Source organism: Mycobacterium pinniadriaticum, assembly GCF_026242045.1.
GTDB classification, from domain to species: Bacteria; Actinomycetota; Actinomycetes; order Mycobacteriales; family Mycobacteriaceae; genus Mycobacterium; species Mycobacterium pinniadriaticum.
This window is the reverse complement of the sequence record NZ_JAPJDO010000002.1, coordinates 123913-150700: the sequence shown is the minus strand read 5'-3', so window position 1 is coordinate 150700 and position 26788 is coordinate 123913. Positions and strand designations below refer to the sequence as shown.

At 67.6% G+C, this 26788-nt stretch carries 31 protein-coding genes; 15 read left to right on the top strand and 16 right to left on the bottom strand.

The window, feature by feature from the left end; all coding sequences use genetic code 11:
• Positions 1-105: 105 nt before the first annotated feature.
• From ORI27_RS02910 to ORI27_RS02885, 6 genes are all read left to right on the top strand, one after another.
• Positions 106-846, top strand: coding sequence for a helix-turn-helix domain-containing protein (locus ORI27_RS02910; protein ID WP_265995011.1), 741 nt, complete (start codon positions 106-108; stop codon positions 844-846).
• A complete protein-coding gene (locus tag ORI27_RS02905) occupies positions 843-1637 on the top strand; it encodes a C40 family peptidase (RefSeq protein WP_265995010.1) in 795 nt (264 codons plus the stop codon). The genes ORI27_RS02910 and ORI27_RS02905 overlap by 4 nt, the downstream gene beginning before the upstream one ends.
• 81 nt (positions 1638-1718) lie before the next feature.
• Entirely contained in the window at positions 1719-2078 is a 360-nt protein-coding gene (locus tag ORI27_RS02900; protein WP_265995009.1) for a DUF4226 domain-containing protein, read from the top strand.
• 59 nt (positions 2079-2137) lie between these two features.
• Positions 2138-3538: a DUF4226 domain-containing protein gene (locus ORI27_RS02895; protein ID WP_265995008.1), complete on the top strand. Its 1401-nt coding sequence runs from the start codon at positions 2138-2140 to the stop codon at positions 3536-3538.
• Between the two features lies 1 nt (position 3539).
• Positions 3540-3857, top strand: coding sequence for an ESX-1 secretion-associated protein (locus ORI27_RS02890; RefSeq protein ID WP_265995007.1), 318 nt, complete (start codon positions 3540-3542; stop codon positions 3855-3857).
• Entirely contained in the window at positions 3854-4159 is a 306-nt protein-coding gene (locus ORI27_RS02885; protein ID WP_265995006.1) for a DUF2694 family protein, read from the top strand. Before ORI27_RS02890 ends, ORI27_RS02885 begins: the two co-directional genes overlap by 4 nt.
• 5 nt (positions 4160-4164) lie before the next feature.
• On the opposite strand, the gene ORI27_RS02880 is transcribed toward ORI27_RS02885, so the two are convergent.
• From ORI27_RS02880 to ORI27_RS02850, 7 genes are all read right to left on the bottom strand, one after another.
• Entirely contained in the window at positions 4165-4302 is a 138-nt protein-coding gene (locus ORI27_RS02880; RefSeq protein ID WP_265995005.1) for a hypothetical protein, read from the bottom strand.
• A gap of 37 nt (positions 4303-4339) precedes the next feature.
• Positions 4340-5593 (bottom strand): lipase LipE, encoded by a 1254-nt coding sequence (lipE, locus tag ORI27_RS02875; protein WP_265995004.1) that lies wholly within the window; start codon positions 5591-5593, stop codon positions 4340-4342.
• Positions 5590-6075, bottom strand: a complete 486-nt coding sequence (locus tag ORI27_RS02870; protein ID WP_265995003.1) for a peroxynitrite isomerase — start codon at positions 6073-6075, stop codon at positions 5590-5592. Before ORI27_RS02870 ends, lipE begins: the two co-directional genes overlap by 4 nt.
• Before the next feature lie 26 nt (positions 6076-6101).
• Positions 6102-6509 carry a VOC family protein gene (locus ORI27_RS02865; RefSeq protein WP_265995002.1) on the bottom strand — a complete coding sequence of 136 codons (408 nt, stop codon included), beginning with the start codon at positions 6507-6509 and terminating at the stop codon, positions 6102-6104.
• A gap of 49 nt (positions 6510-6558) precedes the next feature.
• Positions 6559-6966: a VOC family protein gene (locus tag ORI27_RS02860; protein WP_265995001.1), complete on the bottom strand. Its 408-nt coding sequence runs from the start codon at positions 6964-6966 to the stop codon at positions 6559-6561.
• Between the two features lie 19 nt (positions 6967-6985).
• Entirely contained in the window at positions 6986-7621 is a 636-nt protein-coding gene (locus ORI27_RS02855) for a class I SAM-dependent methyltransferase (RefSeq protein WP_265995000.1), read from the bottom strand.
• Between the two features lie 61 nt (positions 7622-7682).
• Complete coding sequence (locus ORI27_RS02850; RefSeq protein WP_265994999.1) at positions 7683-8123, bottom strand: STAS domain-containing protein; 441 nt, start codon at positions 8121-8123, stop codon at positions 7683-7685.
• A 378-nt stretch (positions 8124-8501) separates the two neighbouring features.
• Between ORI27_RS02850 and ORI27_RS02845 the strand changes: the two genes are divergently transcribed.
• Positions 8502-10262, top strand: coding sequence for an N-acyl-D-amino-acid deacylase family protein (locus tag ORI27_RS02845; RefSeq protein ID WP_265994998.1), 1761 nt, complete (start codon positions 8502-8504; stop codon positions 10260-10262).
• A gap of 44 nt (positions 10263-10306) precedes the next feature.
• The gene (locus ORI27_RS02840; RefSeq protein ID WP_265994997.1) at positions 10307-11170 is read left to right on the top strand and encodes a rhomboid family intramembrane serine protease; all 864 of its coding nucleotides are present in this window, start codon (positions 10307-10309) and stop codon (positions 11168-11170) included.
• A 13-nt stretch (positions 11171-11183) separates the two neighbouring features.
• Here the strand turns inward: ORI27_RS02840 and ORI27_RS02835 are convergent, their stop codons facing one another.
• From ORI27_RS02835 to ORI27_RS02820, 4 genes are all read right to left on the bottom strand, one after another.
• The gene (locus ORI27_RS02835; protein WP_265994996.1) at positions 11184-11633 is read right to left on the bottom strand and encodes a hypothetical protein; all 450 of its coding nucleotides are present in this window, start codon (positions 11631-11633) and stop codon (positions 11184-11186) included.
• 78 nt (positions 11634-11711) lie between these two features.
• Positions 11712-12332, bottom strand: a complete 621-nt coding sequence (locus tag ORI27_RS02830) for a LutC/YkgG family protein (RefSeq protein ID WP_265994995.1) — start codon at positions 12330-12332, stop codon at positions 11712-11714.
• Entirely contained in the window at positions 12329-13822 is a 1494-nt protein-coding gene (locus ORI27_RS02825; protein WP_265994994.1) for a lactate utilization protein B, read from the bottom strand. Before ORI27_RS02825 ends, ORI27_RS02830 begins: the two co-directional genes overlap by 4 nt.
• Positions 13822-14562, bottom strand: coding sequence for a (Fe-S)-binding protein (locus tag ORI27_RS02820; protein WP_265994993.1), 741 nt, complete (start codon positions 14560-14562; stop codon positions 13822-13824). The genes ORI27_RS02825 and ORI27_RS02820 overlap by 1 nt, the downstream gene beginning before the upstream one ends.
• Before the next feature lie 154 nt (positions 14563-14716).
• On the opposite strand from ORI27_RS02820, the gene ORI27_RS02815 reads away from it, so the two are divergent.
• Together ORI27_RS02815 and ORI27_RS02810 are read left to right on the top strand one after the other, a co-directional pair.
• On the top strand, positions 14717-16612 hold the full coding sequence (locus tag ORI27_RS02815) for a potassium transporter Kup (protein ID WP_265995243.1): 1896 nt from the start codon (positions 14717-14719) through the stop codon (positions 16610-16612).
• 17 nt (positions 16613-16629) lie between these two features.
• Positions 16630-17838: an FAD-dependent oxidoreductase gene (locus tag ORI27_RS02810; RefSeq protein ID WP_265994992.1), complete on the top strand. Its 1209-nt coding sequence runs from the start codon at positions 16630-16632 to the stop codon at positions 17836-17838.
• Here the strand turns inward: ORI27_RS02810 and ORI27_RS02805 are convergent.
• Positions 17835-18893 carry a phosphotransferase family protein gene (locus ORI27_RS02805; RefSeq protein ID WP_265994991.1) on the bottom strand — a complete coding sequence of 353 codons (1059 nt, stop codon included), beginning with the start codon at positions 18891-18893 and terminating at the stop codon, positions 17835-17837. The genes ORI27_RS02810 and ORI27_RS02805 overlap by 4 nt on opposite strands.
• Positions 18894-18937: 44 nt before the next feature.
• Complete coding sequence (locus tag ORI27_RS02800) at positions 18938-19561, bottom strand: TetR/AcrR family transcriptional regulator (RefSeq protein ID WP_265994990.1); 624 nt, start codon at positions 19559-19561, stop codon at positions 18938-18940.
• A 39-nt stretch (positions 19562-19600) separates the two neighbouring features.
• Here ORI27_RS02800 and ORI27_RS02795 point away from each other — a divergent pair, with 39 nt between their 5' ends.
• Entirely contained in the window at positions 19601-20761 is a 1161-nt protein-coding gene (locus ORI27_RS02795; RefSeq protein ID WP_265994989.1) for a hypothetical protein, read from the top strand.
• Complete coding sequence (locus ORI27_RS02790) at positions 20761-21804, top strand: phosphotransferase family protein (RefSeq protein WP_265994988.1); 1044 nt, start codon at positions 20761-20763, stop codon at positions 21802-21804. The genes ORI27_RS02795 and ORI27_RS02790 overlap by 1 nt, the downstream gene beginning before the upstream one ends.
• Positions 21805-21852: 48 nt before the next feature.
• Here the strand turns inward: ORI27_RS02790 and ORI27_RS02785 are convergent, their stop codons facing one another.
• The gene (locus tag ORI27_RS02785) at positions 21853-22608 is read right to left on the bottom strand and encodes an SDR family NAD(P)-dependent oxidoreductase (protein WP_265995242.1); all 756 of its coding nucleotides are present in this window, start codon (positions 22606-22608) and stop codon (positions 21853-21855) included.
• A 127-nt stretch (positions 22609-22735) separates the two neighbouring features.
• Here ORI27_RS02785 and ORI27_RS02780 point away from each other — a divergent pair, with 127 nt between their 5' ends.
• The gene (locus ORI27_RS02780) at positions 22736-23746 is read left to right on the top strand and encodes a zinc-dependent alcohol dehydrogenase (protein WP_265994987.1); all 1011 of its coding nucleotides are present in this window, start codon (positions 22736-22738) and stop codon (positions 23744-23746) included.
• A gap of 3 nt (positions 23747-23749) precedes the next feature.
• Here ORI27_RS02780 and ORI27_RS02775 read toward each other — a convergent pair whose 3' ends face one another.
• Both ORI27_RS02775 and ORI27_RS02770 read right to left on the bottom strand, forming a co-directional pair.
• Positions 23750-24646: an LLM class flavin-dependent oxidoreductase gene (locus tag ORI27_RS02775; RefSeq protein WP_407666209.1), complete on the bottom strand. Its 897-nt coding sequence runs from the start codon at positions 24644-24646 to the stop codon at positions 23750-23752.
• 35 nt (positions 24647-24681) lie between these two features.
• A complete protein-coding gene (locus ORI27_RS02770) occupies positions 24682-25230 on the bottom strand; it encodes a TetR/AcrR family transcriptional regulator (RefSeq protein ID WP_265994985.1) in 549 nt (182 codons plus the stop codon).
• A gap of 104 nt (positions 25231-25334) precedes the next feature.
• Here ORI27_RS02770 and ORI27_RS02765 point away from each other — a divergent pair, with 104 nt between their 5' ends.
• Positions 25335-26576 (top strand): cytochrome P450, encoded by a 1242-nt coding sequence (locus tag ORI27_RS02765; protein ID WP_265994984.1) that lies wholly within the window; start codon positions 25335-25337, stop codon positions 26574-26576.
• A 14-nt stretch (positions 26577-26590) separates the two neighbouring features.
• Complete coding sequence (locus ORI27_RS02760) at positions 26591-26785, top strand: ferredoxin (RefSeq protein WP_265994983.1); 195 nt, start codon at positions 26591-26593, stop codon at positions 26783-26785.
• Positions 26786-26788: the final 3 nt, after the last annotated feature.

The window sequence follows — 26788 nt, the reverse complement described above, 5'->3', positions numbered from 1 at the left end:
TGACGAAAGCGTATAGCGCCCTGATGTCGTGCGCAAGAGAAACGTAGAAGAAAACATATATCCGATGATGCCTGTGTACGATCCGTATATGGCTGGAGCCCGACGGTGAGCCGAGAGGCGGCGGGCGCGGCCATCCGGACACTGCGCGAAGCTCGAGACTGGTCACTGGCCGACCTGGCGGCGGCCACCGGTGTCAGCATCATGGGCCTGAGCTTTCTCGAGCGCGGCGTTCGCAAGCCACACAAAGGCACAGTTCAGAAGGTTGAAAATGGGCTTGGACTCCCGCCGGGTACCTACGCGCGCCTGGTCGTCGCGGACGATCCGGACGTCGAAGTCGCCCACTTGCTCGCCGGGACGCCGGCCGGCTCAGCCCAACCGAAAGCCGCCGCCGGCATCGTGGTCAACCGCCACAGCGATGCCGACGTGCTCGAAGCACACGCCGAAGCGCACCTGGAATCGCTCAACTCGTTGATAGCCCGGCTACCAGCGGAGACGTCAAACGAATATGAAACGTATATTCAGACCGTGATCGAGCAATGCGTGAAGGCGGAACTGCTGGCCGCGAACTCGTGGCGCGTCGCGATCAATGCCGGCGCACCTTCGGCCGACCGGTTGATGACTCACCTCAGGTCGCTGGAAACCATCCGAACCGGCCTGTTGGCCCGGATGCCCGGCAGCATCAGCGCCCGCTTCGATCAGGCGTGTGCCCGCTCGGATCTCCCGGAGTCGGTGATCGCGACCCTGCTGGGCGTCGGCGTCGAGCAGCTGTGGGACATCCGTAACCGGGGCGCCGTCCCGCCGGGGGCGCTGCCGCGGGTGCGGGCGTTCGTCGAGGGGCAGTCGTGACCACGGCCGAGCTGGAGATCCTGGCCCGCGCGCATGCCCTGTTCACCGGACAGCGAGAGATGCCGGTGCTCGCGGCACCGGCCGGGCTACCGCCGACGCTGACCGGAGGACTGCCGGACGGCTACCGGCACAGCGCAGTTCGGCACGGCGACGACTTCGGGGCTGCCCGCCGCGTCGACGCCGAACTGGCGGCGATCCTGACCCGTGTGCAGCGCGACCACCGCCAGGCATATCAGCAGACCCGCGCCGTACTCGACGCAGCCCACGCCGACGCCGCATCGACGCCGGACAATCCGGTCGCCCAGCGCGAACTGTTGCGGCGCCGGGCCGCTCGGCTGCGGGCCCAGCACGCCCACATCCTTGCCGCGCGCCGACGGACCCGGCGGCGGCTGGCCCTGTTGCGGGCGCTGGGATATCGCATCCGTCGCCGTCGAGCAGTAGCGGCGCCGCTCTCGTCGCGGGCCGCGCTGGCCGTGCGCGCCGCCCTGTCCAGGCTGGGCTGCCCCTATGTCTGGGGTGCGACCGGCCCGGACCGGTTCGACTGCTCGGGCCTGGTGAAGTGGGCCTACGCCCAGGCCGGCGTGCACCTCGATCGCACGACCTATGAGCAGATCAACGACGGTGTGCCGGTGGCGGCCGCCCAGGTGCGGCCCGGCGATCTGGTGTTCCCGCACACCGGGCATGTTCAACTGGCGATCGGCAACGGCCTGGTGGTGGAGGCACCACACGCCGGAGCCAACGTGCGGATCAGCCGGATGGGGGACACCGTGGCGATTCGCCGGCCGGGCTGAGTCTCGGTGTCTCGCTCCTCGGCGGCATCGTCGACCCGGCGGTGAGTTGTTCGGCGAAATCCCGCTGAGTACCGTCGACCCATGGCAGAGCACGTCGGCGCGTCGGGGGAGGCCCTCGAATCGGCCCGGCTGTCGCTCGCCGCCCGCGATCGGGACCTCGCCGAGGCCGACGCCGAATTGGCCGAGATCGTCTCAAGCGCACACGCAGCCGCTGAGGAGGCGATCCGCAGGCTGGACGCCGTTGGCGCCGTGATCGAAGCGGCTGTCGCCAACGCAGCTGTGACCGCTCCGCTTGAAGGGCGCGAGTTCGCCCGGTTCCTGATCGCCAAGCAGCGCGAGATCAGCGACATCATCGTCACGGCCCGCGCCGACGCGGAGATCAAAACGGTTGCGCTACAGCAGCTTCTCGACCGATATCGGGGCCCGTCCGGTCCGCTGTGAATGGGTGAATTGTCCGCCCCGGACCAGCTGGATACAGTCGCCGGCATGAAAGGCCACCGGTGGCAAGCTACCAAGACCTGCTCGACGCGATAGCGCGGGTCGGCGCGGCCACGGGTGACGACCGGGCCTGGATGACGGGGTTGTCGGATACCGACCTCGCCATGGTCACCAGCCCGGTCAGCGTCGTCTCGCCGAGTGCAATCGACAACGTGCTGAGCAGAATTCGTGCCCGGCACCGCCAGGTATTCGATCCACCCCCTCCTGCCGAGCCGGGCCCGGCCATCGCGGAGGGCCGCGCAGCTGAAGCCATTCGCACCGCTGAAGCATCACTGGCGCAGCAGAATTCGGCGAGTGCGCGGCTCGACCTGCAGGTCGTCGCGGCGGTGCTCAACGCCCACGTCACCCATGCCGCCGGCCGGGCGGCCCTCGACAACCTGCAGCACGATATCGAGGCGGCCGTCACCACCCGCACCGATCTGGACACCCCGGCCGGCGCCCGGTCCTTCCAGCGGTACCTCATCGGAAAGTTGCGCGACATCAAGACGGTGGTGGAGACGGCGGGCCTGGACGACACCTCCAAGGCGTCGCTGGCCGCCGCGCTGGCGTCGCTGTACGTCGCTGCCACACCGGACGGCGTCGGTGATCGCCCGGCCGAACCGCCATCGGTCGAGCCGGCCGCCGAGCATCGGCCGCCCGCAGCAGACATCCAGGCCGACGTCGGGACCGATCCGCTCGCCGACATGCTGCTGCCCGACGACCTCACCGCACTTCCGCCCGACCCGGGAACACCCGGGCAACCGGCGGTCGCTCCGATGATGCCCCCGCCGGCCGGGGTTCCGGCCCTCAGCGGAGGCGGTGGCAGCCCGGCCACAGGTGCGGCGCCGATCCCGGCGGCGCTCGCCAACCCGGCACCGCTTCGGCTGCCCACCGACGACAACCTGTTCGACGACCCGATGTTCGACGAGCCCGTCGACGACCCGCCCGACGAGCCGGAATCCGCCGCTGACGGCCTCGCCCCAGGGGAGGAGGAGCCCACCGCCCCGACGCCGGACGACTCGAATGTCGTGCACCTGCCCAACGGTGAAACTGTGACCGCGCCGAGCCCGCAGCTGGCCGCCGCGATCACCGCGGCGGTCGCGGGCACGCCGATCGCGGAGGCCTTCCGGCAGCAGGGCATCACGATTCCAGCGCCGGGCAGCACCGTTGCGCATCCGATCGATCCGACCCGGGTGATTCCCGGCGATGTCGGGATGCTGATCGATCGGCACGCGCTGGCCCTGGGCAACGGCAAAGCGGTGTTCAACAATCAGATCCAGCCCATTGCCAGCGTCACCGGCCCGAGCTTCCTAGGGTGGGAGCATCCGCCAGAACCGGGGGCTGGTACCCCGACCCCGAAGTCAGACCAACCGGCCCCGACCCGGCCCGCGGTGACGGCCGGCCCGCCGGCGATAGGAGAATGAGATGGCCGAGCGCATCCATGTGGTGCCCGACGAGTTGCGCCGGGCGGCGCGGGACCACCAGGACATCGCCGAGCAGCTCAGCACGGTGCCGTCCCGGCACGCGGACATCCTGGCCAGCCTCGATTCACTCGGCCCGATCTTCGGTGAACTTCGCGAGGCCGGCCGCGAGCTGCTGGACCAGCGGCGTGCCTGCTACGAGCAGCAGGCGGCCGCTCACGCGGAGCTCGCCACCAACCTGCGCCATGCCGCCGATGTCTGGGAGCACCAGGACAGTGCGGCCGCCGCGCAGCTCGGCACCATCAGCGAGGACGGTCCATGACCGGGCCCGCCCCCGAGTTCGACGCTGTCCACCCCAGCGGGCATATCCTGTTCCGCTCGTGCCGGGGCGGTTACCTGCACAGCGTGGCCCTGGCCGAACCGGCGATGGACGCCGATGCGGACGTCCTCGCCGAAGCGATCCTGCTGACCGCCGAGGTGTCCTACCTGAAGGCGTTGATGCAGGTGCGCGCTGAAATCCTGGCGGCGGGCCACACCCCGTCGTCAGACGTGCCGGGCGCTCGTGACCTCGAGCTCACCACCGAGGCGCTGGCCCGGCATCGGCTGCGGCCCGAGCGGCACTGACGCGGCTATCGCCCCTGCGGGGATTCGGTATCCGGGGTGATGGCCCGCGGCGGCGCGACAGGATTGGCGCCGAACAGTTCTCGCGCTCGCTGCAGCAGGGCGCGTACCTCGTCGAGTTGTTGTTGCAGCAGCGAGTCACCCATGGCCGGTACGTTATCCGCCGCGTCGGAGCGGCACAATTCACCCGCCGGTGCGCGGGATCTCCGCGGTGATGCGGTCGAGCAGCGCGGTGTAGCGGCCGGCCTCACGGTGGTGTCCGGGCTTGCCGCTGCTGATCACCCCGGCCGCGAGCTGCCGTTGCGGATCCGCCCAGACGGCCACGTTGGTCAGCCCGGTGTGGCCGAATGCGCCGGGGGCATCGCGTCCGAACGGCCCGAACCTGGTGGACCCCAGCATGTAACCGGTTCCCCAGCGGATCGGCGCCAGTCCCGTCGCGATGTCCGGCCGCAGCCGCCGGGCCGGCGCCGCCGCGGCTCGCAACGTCTCCGCCCGCATGATTCGTACGCCGTCGAGCTCACCGCCACGGCACAGGATTTGGGCGAATCGGGACAGTTCGTCGGCGGTCGAAATGGTGCTCGACGACGGGATGACACCGGTGAGAAACAGCGGGGTGTTGGAGAACGGGATGATCTGCTGCGGCGTGCCGCCGACGGCGGTGCGGAATGCCGCTGCCAGCGGAGCGGGCAGCGGCCTACCGGTCACGTGACTGGGTGCTACCAGATGGACATCCTCTTCGGCCACACCGTAATTGGTCCACCGGAAGCCGAGCGGATCCAGGATCTCCTCGGCCAGGATGTCGCGGATGCTGCGTCCGGTGGCCGCCGACACGATCTCGCGGACCAGTGGGCCCCAGGTCAGGCCGTGGTAGATGTGCATCAACCCAGGGCGGTGGATCGGCTTGAGCTCGCCGAGTTTGGCCCGGGCGTAGTCACTGTCGTTCATCCGCTTGAGGTTGGGACGCGGACCGGTTGCGAACGGAACCCCGGCGCTGTGGGTGATCACGTGGCGGATGGTGGTGCGGTCCTTACCGTGACTGGTGTAGTTCGGCAGGTAGTCGCAAACCCGGTCGTCGAGCGAGAAGTGGCCCTGCTCGACGAGCATGTGCACCACCGTGGTGCTGATCGCCTTGGCCGCGGAATACACGCAGAACGGGGTGCCGGTGGTGACCGGCACCTTCTCGGCGTCGGTTGAGTCAGTGGGTCCGTTGCCCCAGCCATGGCCGATCGCCCGGTTGAGAACGACTTTGCCGTTGTGCCGCAGGCACAGCTGAATTGCCGGGTGCATGCCGGCGGAGTACCAATGCCGCGCCGCCCGCCAGATCCGTTCGGCGCTGGCCGCCGGGAAGTCGCTGTGGTCCTCAGCGCCGATATCGGTGACGGCGTCGAGATCGGTCGGAACTCGGATGCGACCCTCGCGGGCGGGGGAGTAGCTCACCCCGGCTGCCTGTGCAATGTCGCCGCCAGGTGGTGGGTGAGCGGAATCCCGACAGCGGCCATCGATAGGCGGTAGGTCAGCTGGTCACCCTTGACGACGATGGAACGGGTCAGGGCGGTAACGCTTTTCGCCGATCCGGTCAGCCCGACGGAGGTCGAGGCCATCTCGATGGCCAGGCCGTCTGTGTCGACGGACAGGGTGCCCTCGTCGATCTCGGTGACCCCGGTGGGGTGCACCACCACCAGTTCGATCCGGTCCGGTTCGGGCAGCCGGAGGTAACCGGTTTCGGCGTGCAACGGGCGGCCGTCGTCGGTGGCGCGGGTCTTTTGCGAGTAGGTCAAGAAGGGTTTGCCGACATGGCCGATGGTGATCTCCTCGCGGTACCCGAAGGGATCGATGGTCGGGTACTCGCCGGCGCCGGCTCCCGTCCAGGTGCCCAGCAGGGGGGCGAGGACCGCGATGTCGGGATGCAGATCGGGCACGGTGCCCAGAGTACGACGCGGTCGGCTCACAATGGGCCGACGAGCTCCACCCAGTTGCCGTCCGGGTCGGCGACGAACATCCATCCCATGCCGGGGACCGGGGCGAACTCGGCGAGTTCCTGCGCGATCTCGTATCCGGCGGCCTTTACCTGCTCTGCGGCCTTGGTCGTACTGGTCACCACCACGGTGTAGTAGCGGATGCCGGCCGCGGCGGGACCTCCGCCCGGTGTCGCGGGCGCGGCGGGCGGCTCGTCGAGGGTGATCAGCTTGAGCACGTTGTCACCCAGGGCGTAGCGCTTCATGGTGCCGCCGGGGAAGTCGAGGTCGCCCTGGTAGGGCAGGCCGAGGAAGTTCTCGTAGAACTCGACCATCGGTCCGAGGTTGGTGGTGACCAAACCGACTTCGATGTTCTTGGCGAGCAGATCGATGGCCATGGGCTTCCTCCGGGCTGAGTTCGGTTGACGACCGAAGGATAACGACACCTCAGATCGGCCCGGCGAGTTCGACCCAGTTGCCGTCCGGGTCGGCGACGAAAAGCCAGCCGATTCCGGGGAGGGCGGTGAATTCCGTGAGCGGCTCGACGATCTGGTAACCGGCGGCGGTGACCTGCTCGGCCGCATCCGAGACGTTCTTGACCACCAGGGACAGGTAGCGGACGCCGGTCTGGGCGCGTCCGCCGCCAGGTGTCACCGTGGCGGGCGGGTCCTCGTCGTAGGTCACCAGCTTGAGGGTGTTGTCACCGATCAGGTAGCGCTTCATGGTGCCGCCGGGGAAATCGAGGTCGAGCTGGAATGGCAGGCCGAGGAACTTCTCATAGAACTCGACCATCGGCGCAAGGTTGGTGGTGACCAGACCGATTTCGACACTGGGGGCGAGCAGCTCGATGGTCATGGTGTCCAAGGGTATTGGTTCAGGGCTTTTCGCCGATGGTGATCAGGTCCCACACGCCTCTCGTCCACAGCGGCCGGTGGACCCGGTGCTGTTCGATGATGGCAAATCCGGCATCGGTGAACAGTGCCCGCATCTCCTGCGCGGACGGATTGTGCGCGGCGCTGGACCGTGAGTTGGTCAGCCGCCCCAGCAGGGGAAGCTGGGGCGGGCTGATGGTGGCGATCGCGGCCAGGCCGCCCGGGCGAAGCACCCGGTAGAACTCGCGCATCGCCGCCGGCTGGTCGAAGAAGTGGAATGCCGACGTCGAAACGACGGCGTCCAGCGTCGCATCGTCGAACGGCAGCTGTTCGGCCGGGCCCTTTCGCCAGTCCACCTGTGCTGAGCGGGCCTGCGCCTGCCGGAGCATCCCGTCAGACATGTCCACGCCGTAGACCTCGTCGGGCTTGAGTTCGTCGGCGATGCGAGCGGCGAGAATGCCTGTGCCGCAGGCAATATCGGCTACCCGGCGAGACCCGTGGGCGCGCAGCTCATCGATCACTTCGTCCTGGGCGGGACGGTAGACCCACTGCTGAAGGCCCGGGTGGTCATAGAGCGGCGCGGCGATGGTCCAGAACCGCGTCACGACATCGTTGAGATTGCGACCGGATGTCGCCATGGCTGCCCGCTTCCGCTTGAACCGACCGAGTCCCGGCCAGTCTAGGAAGCCCCCGCCGGGGCTACTTCGGCAGCGGTGCGAGTTGCAGGTGGGTGTGTGGGCCCCGGGCCAGCACGGCCATCGCCGAGACGATGTTGCCCGCGGTGGCGAGTTGCGCCTCCGGATCACAGACGCGCAGCACCCGGGTTACTTCGGGGCCGGGAACCAGGACCCAGTCGACACCGCGCCGTGAGCAGCGTGAGCCCACGGTGTGCAGGGCCGAGAAACCATCGATTCCGAAGAAGCTGAGCTTCGACAGGTCCAGTACCAGCTGGTCGTGTCCGGGCAGGAGCGCCTCGAGGTAGCTGAGCAGGTCCCCGGAGTTCGATGCGTCGATCTCGCCGGCGGCGGCGACGAGGACGGTGGTCGAACCGAGCTCCCGAGCCCGGAAAAGCCCGTGATCGGCGCGGTCGCGGCCTGAGCGGGTAACAGCCAGGGGCGCCGCGGTGGTGGCAACAGACATCACGCCTCCAGATTTGATGTTCCGCAATGCGGCCGGATCGGCCTGGTCGAAGCTCGAGTCGAGACTTCGCTGCGAGGGTTCTCAGGCCCTCGCGCATCGGCATCTCCGGGCGGCTGTGAACTCAACCTGCTGGAAATGTACTACGGATTTCGTTGCAGAGCTACGGAATGTTTCCGGTGCCCATATTCGCACTTCAAACCCGATTCAGGTGTCCCGGAATTGGGACGGCGGTATGCAGATCTGGCAAATATTGACGCTACTGCAATTGAATCCGTAGGTAGTCGGCGACGGACGCTGATGACAGTTTTGCAATTGTGTCTACCGCTCGTGAGTGACCGGGATTACCCTGGCTTTCGGCGCACCGTCGAGGAGGCATAGATGTACGACCTGACGATTACTGGCGGCACTGTGGTGGACGGGACCGGCGACAAACCTTTCCGGGCCGACATCGGCATCAAGGACGGTCGCGTCGTCGAAGTCCGCCGGCGCGACGGCGACGACGGCGGACTGCAGGGGGAGTCCGCCGCGACCATCGATGCCACCGGGAAGGTCGTCACCCCCGGTTTCGTCGACATCCACACCCACTATGACGGGCAGATCAGCTGGGACGGTCTGCTCGAACCGAGCAGCATGCACGGGGTGACCACCGTGGTCAGCGGCAACTGCGGCGTGGGTTTCGCCCCGGTGCAGCCTGGTCGTGAGCAGTGGCTCATCGAGCTGATGGAGGGCGTCGAGGACATCCCGGGCACGGCGCTGACCGAAGGCATCACCTGGGGCTGGGAAAGCTTCCCGCAGTACCTCGATACCATCGAAAAGCAGCCACTCGCAGTTGATTTCGGTACCCAGATCGCCCACGGGGCCGTCCGCGGTTACGCCATGGGAGACCGCGGCGCCCGCAACGAGGCCGCTGACGAGGACGACATCGCCGCGATGGCGCGCATCGTCCAGGAGGCCATCGAGGCCGGAGCACTGGGCTTTTCGACCTCGCGGACCGAGGCCCACCGCGCCATCGACGGCGAACCGGTACCCGGCACCTACGCCGCCGAGGACGAATTGTTCGCGCTCGGGCGGGCAATGGCCCGCGGCGGTCAGGCCGTCTTCGAAGTGGCCCCGGCCGGTACCGCGGGTGAGAACCTCGACGGCCCGATTCGGGAGCTGGACTGGATGGTCCGGCTGGCCGCCGAGATCGACCGGCCGCTGTCCTTCGCGATGGTGCAGACGCAGTCCGCCCCGGACCTGTGGAAGAAACAGCTCGACATCGCGGGCCGGGCCCTCGACGACGGAATCCGTGTGCACCCCCAATTCGCCGCGCGCCCGTTCGGAATGCTGTTCGGGTTCGCCGGCTATCACGCCTTCACTCACCGGCCGACCTTCCGGAAGTTGAAGGCCGAGCTCAGCCCGGCGGATCTGGCCGCACGGCTGGCGGATCCGGCTGTGCGCGCCGCGATCCTGGCCGACACCGATCTGCCACCGCAGCCGCTCCCGCTGTTCGACGCGCTCTACGCGATGATCCAGCACAGTGCCGACAGCATCTATGCCATCGGCGATCCACCGGATTACGAGCCGACGCCGGATATGACCGTCGGCGCGATCGCCCGGGCCCGCGGCGAGGACCCACTGGCCACGATGTACGACCTGATGCTGGAGTCCGACGGCACGGCGATGCTGATGATGCCGTTCTTCAATTACGTCGAGGGCAACCACGACGCGATCCACGAGATGATGACGCACCGCGCCGCGGTGTCCGGGTTGTCCGACGGTGGCGCGCACTGCGGCCTGATCTGCGATGCGTCGTACCCGACGTTCATGCTGACCCACTGGGCCCGCGACCGCCGGCGTGGTCCGCGCTTCCCGCTGGAATATGTGGTCCGCAAGCAGACCCTCGACACGGCCACCCTGTTCGGTCTCACCGACCGGGGAGTGCTGGCGGTCGGCAAGAAGGCCGACGTCAACGTCATCGACCTCGACGCGCTGACCCTCGGTGTGCCGCTGATGGCCTACGATCTCCCGGCCGGCGGAAACCGGCTGATCCAGGGGGCCAGCGGCTACGACGCCACCGTGGTCAGCGGTGTCGTCACCCGCCGTAACGGCGCGGACACCGGAGCGCGTCCGGGCAAAGTACTGCGCGGCGTGCGCTGAATGCGGTGCCGCGAGCGCGGCACAGTATGTTCGGTGACAGGACTATGAGCAATCCCTATACACCGCAAACTCCGGCGGGCACACCGACCTGTTACCGCCATCCCGATCGCCCGACCTACGTCCGGTGCACTCGATGTCAGCGACCCGTCTGCGGTGACTGTATGCGCAGCGCGGCCGTCGGCCACCAGTGCGTCGACTGTGTGGCGCAGGGCGCGAAGAGTGTCCGCCCGGTGCGGACCGGGGCAGGTGGCGTGCTGCGCTCGGGGCGACCGCTGGTCACCTACACGCTGATCGCGATCAACGTGGTGATGTTCGTGGCGCAGATGACCTCGCGGGATCTGCAACGCCAACTCGTCCTGTGGGCCCCCGGCGTCGCCGGCGGTGAATACTTCCGGCTGGTCACCTCGGCGTTCATGCACTACGGCGTCGTGCATCTGCTGTTCAACATGTGGGCGCTGTACGTGATCGGGCCGCCACTGGAGGCCTGGCTGGGGCGGCTGCGGTTCGGTGCGCTCTACGGGCTCAGCGCGCTGGGAGGGTCGGTGCTGGTGTACCTCCTGGCCCCGATCGGGGCCGCCACCGCCGGCGCCTCGGGTGCGATCTTCGGGCTTTTCGGGGCCACCTTCGTGGTCGCCAAACGCCTCAGCCTGGATATGCGCTGGCTGATCGCGATCATCGTGGCCAACCTGATCCTGACGTTCACCGTGCCGTCGATCAGCTGGCAGGGTCATATCGGCGGCCTGGTCACCGGAGCGGGGATCGCCGCGCTGTTTGCCTACGCCCCCCGCGACCGCCGCAACCTGGTGCAAGGGGGGGTCTGCGCGGCGCTTCTCGTGTTGTTCGGCGCGCTGATCTACTGGCGTACCGCCGAATTGATCGGTCAGTACGGGGCGTTGATCACCGGCTGAGTGGGCGATTCGGCTAGAAGCGGGTCAGCCAGAACGGATAGGTCAACGTGCCGGGCCGGCCGTCGCAACCGGCGTCGAAGCTGGACACCAACGTGCCGGCCAGGGTCGTGGCGTCCCAGGTGTAGACGTCGTGGGTCGGGACCACCGGGCCGTAATAGATGTCGCCGCAACGCAGCCCGATGGGGTCGTCGATGGTCATCGTGTACTGCCCGTCCTCCAGCTTCGCGATGCCGTAGAAGCCATATGCCTTGGCGATCGGCATGGGGTTGGCCGAGATGTAGACGCAGTCCGGCGAGAACGTGATCGCCGGCGGGCAGGGGTTGGCGGCCCAGACCCAGGTGTGGAAGTCGCGCCGGTCCGGGATGATCATGTTGTAGTTGCCCGGCCACAGTTCCGCGGAGGCGGGCGGGGCCAATGTCATCGCCGCCGCCGTGAGCGCAACGCCTATCGCCAACGTCCGCACGGGCGGGCTCCCTTCGTAGATGCTTGCGAGGAAAAATCTAAGCGGTCCGGTCACCCGAATCGAGCGGAATCCGCAATGTCACCGGCTGACCAGCAGCACGTCGAGGGTGCGCGGGCCGTGCACCCCCTCGACGCGGTTGAGTTCGATGTCGCTGGTGGCGCTTGGTCCGGAGATGAAGGTCAGCGGGCGGTACGGGTCGAGGACGGCGAATGCCTGGGGGACGGTGTCGACGATCTGATCGGTGAACACCACACAGATGTGGTGGTCGGGGATCAGGGTCAGGGCCCGTCGGCCTTGGGTGGGTCCGGCGTCCAGGACGATCGTGCCGGTGGCCGCGATGCCCAGTGCGCAGCCGGTGACGACGGCATCGGCGCGGTCGAGTTCGGCTATCGGCAGCGGCCGTTCCGGGTCGTCGGCGACGGTGCGGATTCTCATCACCCAGTCCGACGGCAGGCCGGACGGGATGGCGACCCGGCTGTCCGGGCCGGTCAACGCTGCGACGGTGCCCGCGATCGCGTCGACATCGACGGGCAGTACCCGTGCGCGATACTCGGCCACGGTCTCGGCGAACCGTTCGGGGTCACCGGACCCGACCAAGGGTTGCCGCTGGTAGTCACGGGGGATTTGCACGGGTTCGGGTGGGGCGGCGGCCAGCGCGCCGCGGATCCGCTCCAGGACGATGCGGCGTGATTCGGTCATTCCGATACCCCGTCGTGGGTGCGTGCCCACCACTGCCGAAAGGTCTCCGCGGGCGGGGCCGGGACGTCGCGGCTGGTGGTCCAGCGCGACGCGGGCCACGGCAGCGCGGTGATCCGGCGGTCGGCCCCGGCCACCAGCCGCCCGGCCCCAAGTAGCTTCTCCGCGGTGGCGAAGCGTTTCGGCGATGACATCGCCCACGCCGCGGCCCGCATCGCCATGTCCTGACCGGGCGCCCGGTGACCGTCGACCTGGGCGGCGCGCAGGTGCACCAGGATCGTCGGGATGTCGATGCGCACCGGGCAGGCGTCGAAGCAGGCGCCGCACAACGACGAGGCGTACGGCAGCGAGGCGTTGGGGTCGTCGTGGCCCCGCGTCCCGGTCAGCTGCGGACTCAGGATCGCCCCGATCGGGCCCTGGTAGACCGAGCCGTAGGCGTGCCCGCCGGTGCGTTCGTAGACCGGGCAGACGTTGAGGCAGGCGCTGCAGCGGATGCAGTGCAGGGCGGCGCGGCCCACCGGATCGCCGAGCACCGCGGTTCGCCCGTTGTCCAGCAGCACCAGATGGAACTCCCGCGGCCCGTCGCCGGGGTGTACACCGGTCCACATCGAGGTGTACGGATTCATCCGTTCGGCCGTCGACGAACGCGGCAGCAGCTGCATGAACACCTCGAGATCGGTGAAGCGTGGCACCACCTTCTCGATGCCCATCACGGTGATCAGCGTCTGCGGGAGCGTCACGCACATCCGGCCGTTGCCCTCGGACTCGACGACGGCAAGGGTGCCGGTATCGGCGACGCCGAAGTTGGCGCCGCTGACGGCGACCTTGGCCGACAGAAACTTTCGCCGCAGGTGCGCCCGCGCCGCCATGGCCAGCACGCGGGGCTCGTCGGTCAGCTCACCGGCGTCGGGCATTTCCCGGGCGAAGATCTCCCGGATCTCGGCGCGGTTGCGATGGATGGCCGGAACCAGAATGTGGCTGCCGGTGTCATGGCCGAGCTGGATGATCAGCTCGGCCAGGTCGGTTTCCACGGCCGCGATACCCTCGGCCTCCAGATGCTCGTTGAGGCCGATCTCCTGGGTCGCCATCGACTTGACCTTGACGACCTCGTCGGCGCCGGCGTCCCGGATCAACCCGGTGACGATCCGGTTGGCGTCGGTGGCGTCGCGGGCCCAGTGCACCACCCCGCCGCGGGCCGTCACATTGGCTTCCAGTTCTTCGAGTAGCTCGGGCAGCCGGGCCATGACGTCGTGCTTGAGGGCGCTCCCCGCGGCCCGCAGCTGCTCCCAGTCGGGGCATTCGGCCACCGCCGCAAGGCGTTTGGTGCGGATGGTCGCGGTGGCATGTCCGACGTTGCGGCGCATCTGGGTGTTGGCCAGTTCTTGGCGTGCCGCGTCCGGAAACGGTTGGGCACCACGCAGATTGCCGGTGCCGGGTATCCCGAGGAAGGAGCGGCGGGCAGGAGCGAAGCGACCCGGGGATGGATCCGCCATCAGCGGATCTCGGTCGAGGCGAGGATCTCGGCGAGATGCACCGTACGGACGGGTGAGCGCATGCGGCTCAGACCACCACCGATATGCATCAGGCAGGAACTGTCACCGGCCGTGCACACCTCGGCACCCGAGGCGATGACCGCCGACATCTTGTCGGCCAGCATCGCCGTAGAGGTGTCGGCGTTCTTGATCGCGAACGTGCCGCCGAACCCACAACAGGTTTCGGCCTCGACGAGCTCCACCAAGGTCAGTCCCCGCACCTGACGTAGCAGTTGCAGGGGCTTGTCGCCGACTCTGAGCAGCCGCAGCGAATGGCAGGTGGGGTGATAGGTGACCCGGTGCGGGTAGTAGGCGCCGACGTCGGTCACCCCCAGCACGTCGACCAACAGTTCGGACAGTTCGTAGGTGCGGGCGGCGACGGCCTCGGCACGCTGGGCCAGGGCATCGTCATGGGCGCGGCGGGCCACCATCGCGTGCTGATGTCGCACCGACCCGACGCACGAACCCGACGGCGCCACGACGACATCGCAACCGCTGCCTTCGAACACGTCGACGTGCTGGCGTACCAGATCGGTGGCCTGGGTGAGATAGCCGGTGTTGATATGCATCTGGCCGCAGCAGGTTTGCCCCTGTGGGAAGGCCACCTGGTGGCCCAGCCGCTCCAGGAGTTCGACGGTCGCGATCGCGGCCTTCGGGAACATCGCGTCGGCCAGACAGGTCGCGAACAGGGCTATGCGCATCGCGTCCACCGTACGTCGGCACAGCGCTGCGGCAGCTACCATTCGTTCCACGTCGCCGGGGATCGACGCCGGGCGGACCGATCAAGGGGACTGACCTGTGAGCACAGATTTCGCGGCTCCGGTGCATTCGGTCGCGAGTAAGGCTCGAACCGGCATGATCGTCGGTGCGCTCGGTGTGGTGTTCGGCGACATCGGTACCAGCCCGATCTACACCCTGCAGACGCTGTTCAACCCCGGCGATCCGCACCCGGTGCCGATCACCCGCCCCAACGTGTACGGAGTGGTGTCGCTGATCTTCTGGTCGGTGATGCTCATCGTCACCCTGACCTACGTAACGCTGGTCATGCGCGCCGACAACGAGGGGGAGGGCGGCGTCATGGCGCTCATCACCCTGGTGCGCAGATTGGGCCGCCGGTCCAGTCCGCGGACCATCGGCGCCCTCTCTGCTCTCGGAATCCTCGGTGCTGCACTATTTTTCGGTGACAGCATGATCACACCGGCGATTTCGGTGCTTTCCGCGGTGGAGGGCCTCAAGGTCGTCGACCCCTCGCTGTCGGAGTTGGTGGTACCGATCACCGCCGTCATCATCGGCGGCCTGTTCGCGGTCCAGCGGCACGGCACCGCCATGGTGGGCCGGTTCTTCGGCCCGGTGATGATCGTGTGGTTCGTGGTGATCGGAGCCTGCGGGGTGCGCGGGATCCTGAGCCATCCGCAAATCCTGAGGGCGCTGTCCCCGACCTGTGCGCTCGAGTTCATCTTCAGCCACTTCCACATCGCCTTCTTCGCCCTCGCCGCCGTCGTCCTGGCGGTCACCGGCGCCGAAGCGCTCTACGCCGATATGGGTCACTTCGGCCGCAAGGCGATCACCTGGGGGTGGCTCGGCCTGGTGTTGCCGGCACTGGTGCTCAACTACTTCGGCCAGGGCGCGCTGCTGCTGCGCGACCAGAGCGTGGTCAACGCCCCCTTCTTCCTGCTGGTACCGAACGGCTGGGAACTGCCGATGATGGTGCTGGCCACCGCGGCGACGGTGATCGCCTCGCAGGCGGTGATCACCGGGGCGTACTCGGTGGCCTCGCAGGCGGCCCACCTCGGTTACCTGCCGCGACTGCGGGTGGAGCACACCTCGGCGTCGTCGATCGGCCAGATCTACGTGCCCTGGATCAACGGGATGCTCCTGGTGGCGGTGCTGATCCTGGTGTTCGCCTTCCGCAGTTCGACCGCACTGGGGTACGCCTACGGGATGGCGGTGACCGGGACGATCACCATCACCACGCTGTTGTTCTTCTATGTGGCGCACAAGCGCTGGCGGTGGCCGCTGTGGCTGGTGATCAGCGGCGGCGGTGCACTGTTGGTGGTGGACCTGATGTTCCTGGCGGCCAACCTGACCAAGCTCGTCCACGGCGCGTGGTTGCCGCTGCTGATCGGGTTGTTGACCTTCACCGTGCTGATCACCTGGCAGCGGGGCAGCGACGTCGTCGTCCGTGCCCGTGACCGCGCCGAAGGTCCGCTACCGGCATTCATCACCGAGATCACGCACCACACGCCGCCGCTCCCGCGCACCCCGGGAACGGCGGTGTTCCTCAATCGGGACAGTGCAACCGCGCCCCTGTCGATGCGTGCCAACGTCAACCACAACCACGTCCTGCACGAGCGGGTGATCATCTTGTCGATCGTGGTTCCGCCGCTGCCCCGAGTGCCCGACGAGGAACGCATCACCGTCAAGGATCTCGGCGACCATCGCGATGGCATCTTCGGCGACCATCACGACGGCATCCACCATGTGGCCGCCAAGTTCGGGTATATGGAGCGGCCCGATGTGCCGGCTGCGTTGCGGATGGTGGATCCGGAGCAGATCGGCGGTGAGCTCGATATCGAGAACGTCTCCTTCTTCCTGTCCAAGATCGAACTCTGTCCGGGTGACCAGCCGACGATGGCGCCGTGGCGAAAGCGCATCTTCATCGCGACCTCGTTCATGGCCGCGGACTCCGCCGGGTACTTTCGGCTGCCGCTCGACCAGACGGTCCTCATCGGCGCCCGGATCCAGGTTTAGCGCCGTACGGTTAGGCCATGACCGACTCCACGACATGCGCGATCGTCGGCGGAGGCCCTGCCGGCATGGTGCTCGGCTTGTTGTTGGCCCGGGCGGGTATCGAGGTCACGGTGCTGGAGAAGCACGCCGACTTCCTGCGTGACTTTCGCGGTGACACAGTTCATCCCACGACGCTGAGGCTGCTCGACGAATTGGGCTTGTGGGAACGCTTCACGGAGCTGCCACACAGCAAAGTCGACCACGCGGAACTCACCGTGCGCGGGAAGCCGCTGACCATGGTGGACTTCCGCCGGCTGCATCAGCCACATCCCTATGTGGCGATGGTGCCGCAATGGGATCTGCTGAACCTCCTGGCCGAGGCCGGTGAAGCCGAACCGACTTACACCCTGCGGCTGCGTCATGAGGTGACCGGGCTCCTGCGCAGTGGCGAACGGACAATCGGGGTCACCTACACCTCGCCGGACGGCGACGGAGAGCTGCGGGCCGACCTGACCGTGGCCTGTGACGGACGGTGGTCGATCGTGCGGCAGTGCGCCGGCCTGACCGGGCGGGACTTCCCGGTGCCGTTCGACGTGTGGTGGTTTCGGCTCCCACGGGAGGGCGGCGGGGAGTACACCCTGATACCGCGGATCGCTCCGGGCCGGGTGCTGATCATGATTCCGCGGGAGGGCTATTTTCAGGTCGCATATCTGATTCCGAAGGGCAGCGATCAGCAGTTGCGGGCTCGCGGCCTGGACGCCCTCAAAGCCGAACTCGCCGATCTCATTCCGGAGGCCAACGCCGACAGCCTGACCTCGCTGGACGACGTGAAATTCCTCGACGTGCGACTGAACCGCCTCAACCGCTGGCACACCGAAGGGCTGTTGTGCATCGGCGACGCCGCGCACGCGATGTCGCCGGTCGGCGGGGTGGGTATCAACGTGGCGGTCCAGGATGCGGTCGGTGCCGCGACGCTGCTGGCCGACCCGCTGCGCCGCCATGCGGTGACCGACCGCGACCTGTCAGCGGTGCGTAAGCGCCGGCTGCCGCCGACCCTTATCACCCAGGCGGTGCAGCGGATGCTGCACCGCCAGCTGGTAGCGCCGATCCTGCGTGGGGAGAGCGCTGATCCACCGGCCTTGGTGACGGGACTGATCGAGCGGCTGCCGTGGCTCGCGGCGATTCCGGCCTACTTCATCGGTATCGGGGTCCGGCCCGAGCACGCTCCGGATTTCGCCCGGCGCTAGGCCAGCCGGGTTTCCAGCAGCTCGATGACGCCGAGGTCCTCGATCGCGGTCGTCGTGAGAAGCATTGCCGCGCGGGCAATCTCGGCCGGCTGCCACTGGGAGCCCATCGCCGCGGTCGATACCGCGGCAATCCAGGAATACACCGAGAACAGCCGATACTGGTCGACGGCGGTGCGCTCGTCGAGTGATCCGCCGTGCGCCGCCAGTGTGGATCGATAGCGGGTCAGCAGGGCTTCCTGCTCGGCTCGGCGGACCTCGGTCGGCAGCGAATTGCACAGGAAATACGCCACATCCCGCATTCCGGGTCCACGCCCGACGACGGCCCAGTCGTAGAACCCGGTGCGGCCGTCGTCGACGAAGAGGTTGCCGCTGTGGGTGTCGCCGTGGATCAGGGTGAGGTCGCCCTGGCCGAACAACGAGATGATGTCGCTCGAGCGGTCGATGTACAGCCGCGCCAGCCGGCGAAACGCCGGTCCCATCTCCTCACCGAACTGATCGAGGGCAAGGCGGATGAAGTGCGTGCGCCGGGCCGCGGTCTTGGGATCGTCAGGCTTGCGCCGCATACCTTCCGGTGTCGCCAGCCAGGGGATGTCGCGGCCGAGGTAGGTGGCGTGCAGGACGGCGAGCTCGCTCATCGCCGAGCCGGCGACGTCGAGGATATCGTCGTCGTCCGGGCTGGGGAATCGGCATCCGGAGGCCACCAGATCCTCGAGGACCATCACGAACGCCCCGTCGGCCTCGTCGTATGCGGAGTGCCAGACCCGCGGAATCCGCACGGGCAGTTCGCCTCCGAGATTGGCGTACAGCCGCGCCTCGGCGACGCCGAGGCCGACTTGGCGCAGGAAGGCCCGTTGCTCGGGGCTGAAGGGCTGCAACTTGACGAACAGTGTCTGGGGCAGCGCGTCGCTGCGTACTCGGACCCGGGCGCGGCCGGTGGTGCCGGAGTGGGCGTCGAGCACCTCCACCGCGGTGACCGGTTCGCCCAGCGCCGCACTGAACCAGGACGGCGTCAGGTCGTCGACATCGGCGGGGATGTTCAAGGCACCGGTGGTCATCGGGAGAAAGTTAGCGCATCGAACACAGATCGGACAATATCCCGCTATTGTCCGATCTGTGGCACGAGTGCACGCAGCAGGTACTGCTCGACGAATCGGCGTTTGGCGGCCGCGGGCCGGTGTCGCCAGGCGGGGGCGACCAGGAACAACGCTGTGGTGTGCAGCCAGCGAGCCGTCTCGCGCAGCTCCAGGTCGGCGTGCAGCTGTCCGTCGGCCTGCCATCGCTCGAACAGCGGGCCGTAGTGCCGCAGGATCACATCCACGATCTGCTCGGAGCCGATCTCGAGGGCAGTCGTCAGCGCGGTGCTCTCCCCGGACATCAGTGCTTCGTTCAGCGGATCGCCGACCACGGACTGGACCGGAGCAATCATTAGTTCCTGGATCGAGCCCACGGCGTCGTCGGGTTGCTGCAGCGATCCGACGTGCCCGGCCAACGCATTGTCGATCCGCAGCAGCAGCAGCGCCAGCAGAAGGTCGTCCCGCGACGCGAAGTAGCGGTACACCGTGGACCGCACCACCCCGGCCTCCTCGGCGACCTCGGCCATCCGGATCTGGGTGTTGCCGCGGCGCACGATGCACCGGCTCGCGGACTCGAGTAGACGTTGTCGTGCCTCGCCGTCGTCGAGCAGCGCCCGGTCGCCGCCCCAGCGACGGCTCACTGTCCCCATGCGCCAGATGGTACGGCGCAGCGCACGGAAGGTAAATCAGTGGCAATCAAGGACATCGGTCCGCTGTTGGGCGCCGACGAGGGGCTCAACCACCAGATCGTCGACACCTTCGCGACGCTGGCGCAGTCCGACCAGGCCTGGACCGAGAAGATCTGGGCCTCGATCGCCCGCACCGACGGCTCGCTGCAATTGGACTTCGGGCTGGGCAAGTATCAGAACCGGGGAATCATCGACGGGTTCGCGGGGATCTCCCGCGGGCGTGAACAATGGACGCTACGCGGCAGTCGCGAATTGCATTCTGCTCCAGAAGCGCTGAGCGTCGGACCGATTCAGCTCGAGATCGTCGAGCCACTCCGCCAGATGCGTTTCCGGCTGGAGCCCAACGATGTGCAACCGATCTCGTTCGACGTGGTGCTCTCCGGTGTCACACCACCGTTCTTCGAGGAGCGCAATCTGGTGCGCAACCGGCGTACCGGACGTGTCGACGTCGACGTCATCCGCTACCACCAGGGCGGCTGGGCGACGGGGACCGTCACGGTCGACGGTCATACCCAGGAGATCCGGCCCGACGAGTGGTTCGGTATGCGTGACCACTCCTGGGGAGTTCGCCAGGCCATCGGTTCACCGCCGGATGACCTGATCCCGGCGCCCCAGGCGCCGGCGGGGACCCGAGGTGGGATGAAGTGGTCACCGGCGTTCTTCCAGAGACCCGATGGAACCTACTACGAGACGGCGATTTTCATCGTCGAAGGTCCGTGGGAGTACAGCTCCGCCTACCTCAATGACGCCGACGGGACGCAACTATCGGTACGGCGGGTGACACCGAAGATCAGCTACGACACCAGGACTCGTTTCGTCAGAGGCGGCGAACTGGTGATGACCATGGAGTCGGGCGAGGTGCGGGTGATCGAGGTCGAGGCGCTCGGGGAATCCGGCTTCTTCCTCAAGACCGGCGGGTACGGAGCCTGGAAGGGGCACAAGCACGGATCATGGAAGGGGGCATTGCACCTCGACGGTGAGTACATCGCCGACTGCTGGTCCGACGAAAACCTGCGCAGCCTGGGCCAGTTCCGGGACACTCCGATCCGGGTCCGCGACGGCGACGCCGTCGGCTACGGGATCATGGAAAGCCTCATCGGCGGCGTATGGCCCGAGTTGGGTCTTACGGCGGAATCCGATCACAAAGTCTCCTACAACTGATGACGGGCGCCAGCTCAGATGTGGCCGACCGGCTCACCTCGTGGCTGCGGACCCAGCTCCCGGACGCCGAGGACGTCGCGGTGGAGGGCCTCGACCGGGTCGACTTCGGGCACTCGGCCGAGATGCTGTCGTTGACGATCGTGACGCACGAGCGCGCCGACGTGGTGCTGCGACTGCGGCCGCGCCCGCCCGCGCTGCTGGAACCCTACGACCTGGCGCGGCAGTTCAGAATCCTGTCCGCACTACGTCCGACCGCGGTCCGCTCGCCGAATGTGTTGTGGCTCGAGGAGTCCGGCAGTGTGCTCGGTCGCCCGTTCCTCGTCATGCAGCGAGTGCCCGGCGATGTCTACGAGATGCAGGCACCACAGGCCGCGACCGATGCCGGGATTCGGCGGATGTGCGAGGGGATGGCCGAGCAGCTTGCCGCCGTGCACAACGTGGATCTGCAGGCGACCGGGCTTGATGCGCTCGGCGACGGGCGTGATCACCTCGACCGCGAGATCGCCCACTGGGCCGACGAGATGCATCGGGTGCGGCAGGGACCGCTGCCCGCGCTGGAACGCCTGCTCGTGGAGTTGCAGGCCGGCAAACCCGACCAGTACCCAACGGTCACCCTGGTCCACGGGGACGCCAAACCCGGCAACTTCGCCTTTGTCGCCGACGAGGTCAGCGCGGTTTTCGACTGGGAGCTGACCGGCGTGGGCGACCCCCTGACCGACCTCGGGTGGATGGAACTGCTGTGGATGCAGCCGGTGGGAATCACCAGCCATCCCGCGGCGCTCAGCTTCGAGGAGTTCCTCGCCCACTACCAGGCCGCCAGTGGCATCACCCCGCGCAACCGGCCCTGGTATCGGGCGCTGAATGCCTTCAAGATGGCGGTGATCTGTCTGATCGGGTCGATGCTCTACGACAGCGGAGCCAGTGACGACGAGCGATTCGTCCTGAATGCGCACGGCATTTCGCCCCTGACCCAGCTCGGGTTGGCCGAGCTCGGCGTCACTGAACAGTTGGAGGACGGGCCGGTACTTCCCCGACCTCGGTGATCTGGGCGCGCTAACCGCCGCTGAGCGAACGAAAACGCGCCGAAATCATCAACCGCCGACCATGATCAGCCCGCCGTCGACGGGGAGCAGCTGACCGGTGATGAAATGCGAACCCTCGCCGGCCAGGAAGACCAGCACCGGGCCGAGATCGCGATCGGGGTCGCCGAGCGCTCCGCCCAACGGGATGGTGGCCTTGATCTGCTGGTCGATGAACGGTGCGGCCTCGGGTCCGAGGAACTCGCGCAACCGATCCGCGCCACGGGTCTGCATCGCCGGCGCCAGCGCGTTGACCGTGACGTTGTCGGCCGCCCACGCCTTGGCTGCCGAGCGGGTCCAGGCCTGCACCGCGCCCTTGGATGCGGCGTACACCGCGGAGATCGGACTGCCCATCACCGCTTCGGCCGAGCCGAAATTGATGATCCGGCCGCCACCGGACTTGCGCATCACCGCGTGCGCGGCCTGGTTGGTGAGGATTGCGGTCTTCACATTGGTGGCCAGCAGGAAGTCGATGTCATCGGCGAGAATGCTCCCCGGGATCCCCTGGTGCCAAAGCCCTGCCGCGTTGACCAGCACGTCGAGCCCGCCCATCACGGCCACCGCGGCATCGACCATCGCGTCCACGGCGACGGGATCCCGTGCGTCGCACGGCAGCCAGGTCGCCGCTGACTCATCGGTCGGCTGGGTCCGGTGGTAGGTCGCGACGACGTGCGCGCCGGCGGCGACGAGTGCCCGAACCGCCGCGGCGCCCAGACCGCTGGCCGCACCGGTGACCACCGCGCGGCGCCCATCCAGCGGCCGGCTCATCGGGCGAACGGGGTCGGCGCGGCGGCCGCGTGCCTTACCATGGCGGTCACGGTAGGGCTCGGTGCCGCCGGTGTCAACCGTCGAATATTCGAAAAGCATTGTGCGACTGTGACTCTGTGAGGACCACATGAAAGCGGCCATGGTGACCGGCCCCGGCGAGACCGAGGTCCTCGACGTCCCCGACCCGGTCGTCGGGCCCGCCGACGTCCTGGTCAAGGTCCGGGCATGCGGTATCTGCGGCTCGGATGCGCTCTACATCTCGATGGGCGGCCTGCCGCCGCGCCAGGGCCGCATGCCGCTCGGTCACGAGCCCGCCGGTGAGGTCGTCGATGTCGGCCGGGATGTCACCGGCGTCAAGGTCGGCGACCATGTCGTCATCAACCCGATCGGCGCGCCGAGCGGCATCATCGGCAACGGCGGGCCCACCGGAGCGCTGGCCGAGTATCTGCTCCTGGAGAGCGCGGTGCGCGGCCGAAGTTACGAGGTGATCCCCGCCGAGATTCCCTTCGACGTGGCCGCCCTCAACGAGCCGATGGCCGTCGCCAGACACGGGGTGAACCAGACCAGACCGACGCGACAGGACAAGGTCGCGGTCTTCGGCGCGGGGCCGATCGGGCTCGGCGCCACCATGGCCTACAAGTCGCTGGGCGTGCGTCACGTCACGGTGGTGGATCTGATCGGATCACGGCTGGACAAGGCGCTGGCGGTGGGTGCCGACGCGGTGATCAACGCCGGCGACGAGGACGTGTCGCAGCGGCTCATCGAGCTACACGGCAAGGGCGAGGCGCAATGGCCCGGCAAGGCCGGTACCACCGTGTATCTGGACGCCGCCGGGGCGCCCACCGTGATCAACACCGCACTCGGCGCCGCCCAGCGCGGGGCGCGGCTCGGGATCGTCGCCGTGCACAAGGAGCCGGTGGGTGTGGATTTCATCAACATCATGGCCAACGAGATCACCCTCGTCGGCTCCATGGGCTACCCCACCGAAATCTTCGAGGTGACCAAAGATCTGATCGCGAACTGGGAGAAGTACGCGGTGATCGTCAGCCACACCTTCGGATTCGACGACGTGCAGGACGCGCTGCGGACCGCCGCGACGCCGGGTGCCGCTGACAAGGTGGTCGTCACCTTCGAGTGAGGCTCACAGCCGAGGGAGCACCTCACCGGCGAGCAGCTCGAGCGTGGCGTCCGAGGCCCGGTCGTGGGTGAACAACACCACCTGGCCGAAGCCCATCTCGCGCAGCTGGCCGAGCCGGTCGACGATGGCCTGTGGCGTGCCGACCAGACCGCCGTCATGCAGACCGAATCCCGGTCCACCAAAACGCTTTTCGGCGATCCGAGTGACCTCGGCCAGGGCCGCGTCGTCTGGGGCGATGGCCAACACGGCCTCGACCGACATCACGATCGTCGCCGGATCGCGCCCGATGTCCTCGCACAACGATCGTAGGATCGCCAGCTTGTGTTCCATCTCGCCCAGTGCATAGGTGGGGACATTCCAGACGTCGGCGTAGCGGGCCACCAACGGCAGGGTGTACTTCTCGCCGGAGCCGCCGACCACGAGGGGAGGCCGGGGCTGCTGGACGGGACCGGGTTTGATCGGCATGTCCCGCACCGTGTAATGCGTTCCGGTGAAAGCGATTCGCTGCTCACCGAATGCCTGGGTGAGGATCTCCAGCGTCTCCCGCAGGCGTTCGGAGCGTTGTGCGAATGATCCCCAGTCCATTCCCATGCGGTGGTGCTCGTCTTCGATCGAGCCGCTGCCGATACCGAGCTCCAGCCGGCCACCGGACACCTGGTCCAGCGTCGTGGCCATCTTGGCGAGCACGGCCGGGTGGCGGAATTGGTTGCACAGCACCATATGTCCGACCCGCAGCCGCTCGGTACGGCTCAGCAGCGCCGTCGCAAGTGTCCACGCCTCCAGCGAATCGATGTCGGGGAGGCCGGGACCGTACATGTGGTCGTAGAGCCACAGGGAACCGATGCCGAGCTCCTCGCACCGGTGTGCGCGGTGCAGGACCTCGGCGTAGCTGAAGCCCATCTGCGGGACGTAGATCCCGATGTCGAGGGGAGCGTTCACTGCCTGATGCCGACGGCGTGGCGCAGCTGAGCCAGGAACTGGTCGGCGTCGTCACTGCGGACCACATAGTGCGACACCGCGACGCGGATGGCGGTGGCCGCCTTGAGTCCCGCGTTCGGCCCGCTCAGCAGCCGCTGAAGCCGGGACCGCATCACCGGCAGGATCCGTGCCAGCTGGGCGACGACCACCTCCGGTTCGATGTCGATGAGCCGCACCCCGGAGTAGGTCTGCTGATAGGACACGATGAACTGCAGTGCCGCATCGAGCTTGTCGGTGCCGCGCAGCCCGGCGGTGGCGCGGCTGATGCCGGTGTCGAACATCTCGCGTTCGTAGGCGCCGAACGCGTCCAGCAACTCGGACTTGGAGGCGAACCAGCGGTACAGCGTGGGCCGGGAGACACCGGCCTGCAGCGCGACCTCGGACAGGCTCAGCTTGGTCTGGCCGTTGCGGGCCAGCACCTCGGCGGTGGCGTTGAGGATGCGCCGCCGCGAGGAGGACTCGTCCTCGTCGGGTATCGCGGTGCTACCTGCCGGCGCCTGGCTCACGTGTACAGGATTACAGGTCGAGGCCGCAGTGTCACGTCCGTTGACACATCCGAGACCGAAAACACTGTCTTTACAAATACTGGGCAAAGTGTCACGCTGGGCACGTGTCTGCGGACCAACGTGAATACAGCCCCCACGACATCACATCGCGGCGATTCTGGGGCCAGCCGTTCGATGTCCGCGAGCAGACCTTCGCGGCGCTGCGGGCGACCGACGGCCTCACCTGGCACGAGCCGTTTCCGTCGCTGTTCCCGATGGAGGAGCCCGGGTACTGGGCGTTGACCCGTCGCGCCGACATCGTCCACGCCAGCCTGCACCCCGAGTTGTTCAGTTCGGCCCAGGGCATCGCGTTGGACCCGATGCCCGCCGACATCCAGCGGATTGCGACGTTCTTCCTGATGATGGACCCACCGCAGCACACCACGTATCGCCGCCTGATCAGCTCCGCCTTCACCCCGCGCCACGTCGCGCAGATCGACGAGCAGGTCCGCAAGAACGCCGCCACCGTCGTCGACGAACTGGTCGGCGCCGGTGAGGTGGACTTCGTCGCCGCCTGCTCCGCGCGGCTGCCGATGATGACGATCTCCGAGATGCTCGGAGTGCCCAACTCCGAGCGGGAGGCCGTGGCCAAAGCCGCCGAGAAGCTGTTCTCCATGAGCGACGACGAGTACTCCACGATCGAGGAGCGGGCCGAAGCGACCGTCAACGAGATGCTCCTGCTGGCCGGTACTGGGATCGAGCTGGCAAAATTTCGCCGCCGCCATCCCGGTGACGACTTGATGACCAGCATCGTGAACGCCGAGGTCGACGGGCACCGGCTGACCGACGAGGAAATCGGGGCCTTTCTGATCCTGCTCGCCTCGGCCGGCAACGACACCACCAAACAGACGACATCACACGCCATGCTGGCGCTGGCGGCGAACCCGGATCAGCGGGCGTGGCTGATGGCGGACTTCGACGCCCGGATCGGCCCGGCGGTCGAGGAGTTCATCCGGTGGGCCACGCCGGTGCTGCAGTTCGCCCGGATCGTCACCGAGGACACCGAACTGGCCGGTCAACAGCTGCGCGCCGGGGACAAGGTCGGGCTGTTCTACTGCTCGGCCAATCGGGACGAGGCTGCGTTCGACCGGCCCGAGGTCTTCGACGTGGCGCGCTCGCCGAATCCGCACCTGGGTTTCGGCGGCGGTGGTCCACACTTCTGCCTGGGCAACCAGCTTGCTCGCACCGAGCTGAGGAACCTGTTCCGGGAGTTGCTGTTCCGGGTCGATGTCGAGTTGGGTGAACCCGACTACCTGCTCAGTAGCTTCGTGCACGGGATCAAACGGATCCCGGCGTTCGTCCGGTGAGTGCGGGGCTGTTCATGCGTATTGAAGTAGACCTCGGCAAGTGCACCGGGCACGGTATCTGCGAGACCATCGCCGAGGACGTGTTCGAGGTGAACGACGATGGCAGTGTCCGGATTCACGGCGGTCAGCGTCCGGAGTCGGACCGGGCCCGGATGCAGCAGGCGGTCACCCAGTGCCCGGCCGCGGCGCTGACCCTGGTCGAGGACTGATCG